Source organism: Psittacicella hinzii, assembly GCF_003585885.1.
Classification (GTDB): Bacteria; Pseudomonadota; Gammaproteobacteria; order Enterobacterales; family Psittacicellaceae; genus Psittacicella.
Window position 1 is genome coordinate 1 of record NZ_NRHC01000156.1, and the last position, 1,600, is coordinate 1,600.

At 37.7% G+C, this 1,600-nt stretch carries 1 protein-coding gene; it reads right to left on the reverse strand.

The window, feature by feature from the left end; translation table 11 throughout:
- Positions 1-206: 206 nt before the first annotated feature.
- Complete coding sequence (locus CKF54_RS08030) at positions 207-1,496, reverse strand: glycosyltransferase family 10 domain-containing protein (RefSeq protein WP_119525821.1); 1,290 nt, start codon at positions 1,494-1,496, stop codon at positions 207-209.
- Between the last annotated feature and the right edge of the window lie 104 nt (positions 1,497-1,600).

Sequence of the window (1,600 nt, forward strand, 5' to 3'; positions counted from 1 at the left end):
GTTATCGGGAATCCCTATTTTAAAAGAGTAAAACTCAATCAAAGGCGAAAGCTAGGCAATATGCCTAGCTTTTTTTAATTTATTTTGGTTTCATAAGCACTTTTGTTCACCAGTTCACCTAGTACTGAACTTTTGTTCACCTACTACTGCTCCTTTGTTCACCTAGTACTTGCAGGACTTTTGCTCATCTAGTACTTGTTTCACTTTTACTTACTATTGTAGTGTCTAACAAAGTACTCAAGTCTTTGTTTCTCTTCCTCGTTATATTGCTCAAAATCAACATAATATTTAAACGGCAAACGATCTAGTCCTTGATACTTGTTTTCGACTAATCCAAGTTGTGCTAAAACAGCTTCTGCTTTTGCTTTTTCTTGCTCGAGGGTAGTGTCTACCGGCTCTTTTAATAATTGGTATGGATTTAAACCGTCCATTAGATTGGAAAAAGCAACGGCAATTGGATAGATATAACGTAAGTAAATACGAGCAGCAGCTCCTGGTAAAAAACAAGGTTGAGCTATCATCTCTTCAAGTTTACCCTGATCGTACACTAACTCTCTTATACGCTCTTGAAACTCTTTAGGTTTACGTGGATCAAAGTAAACAAAAGCTTTCTCGTTAAAGTAGTCTAACTCACTTTCAATTCCACCCCAATAAATTGGGATACAACCTGAAGCAAAAGCTTCAAGAATTTTCTCACTGACGTAGCCTGGACAGTAAGAGTTCTCTGGACAGATCATAAAAACAAAGTTTTTACCATACGCTATCTTGTCGTCATTAAAATGTTCATGCAGATCAGAGGTATTGTTGCGAAAGTACCCAGCATAAAATACAGGAGCTTCATGTAAGTCTTTAGTTACTTCGGTAAATAAATCACCAATTAATCCTCTGACGCCTCGTAATCCAGAGAGCGAATCATGACGACTAATACAAACGCTTAAGGCAGGACGTTTAAACACCTCAGCCTGACGACGCGCTTGTTCAAAAGACTCTATCCAAGCTTCCACTTGGGCATAGGTAGGTAAACCGTACAGGGTATTTAAGCCCACTGATTGGCTTACTAAGTAGTTCGGGGCATGGTAATAATTACAATAACGGGTAGAAATTACTTCAGGCAAGTAAATTCCCAAAGCCAAATCAAGATAGTCAGCATAGATATCCTGACTATTTTCACTAAAAGCAAATTCTAATGAATGTTCTTGATCATAATAAAAGGAACGTTCACTTGTACCGTGTTTAAGCTTATATGGTATCCCTAAACAAGAAGCAGCATTGTATGGGTAACCATGATAAAGCAAAGGCGCCCAACCTAGTTTTTCTTGGTAACCACTTGCACGACGTTCTAGCTCACTTTGCGTCCAAAAGCGTCTTAAAAAGCCTGAAACCAAAAATAGGTTGTGCGGTAGTTTTTGGAGATCAAATTTATGATAAAGGAAAATAGATTTCTGCTTTTCTAAAGAGAAACCTAGCCAATAACCACAATGATTGATATCTGCCATGGTTCTAGTCCTTACTTAATAGTGTGGACCATAGCAAGAAATAATGTCTATTGATTAGGCATTAGATTACTTCTAGTAGTAGTCCAATCGTTTGTGTGTAAGCA

Excerpts from the sequence above, each read along its gene's own strand:
- CKF54_RS08030 (WP_119525821.1), bottom strand. The coding sequence starts at position 1,496 with ATGGCAGATATCAATCATTGTGGTTATTGGCTAGGTTTCTCTTTAGAA.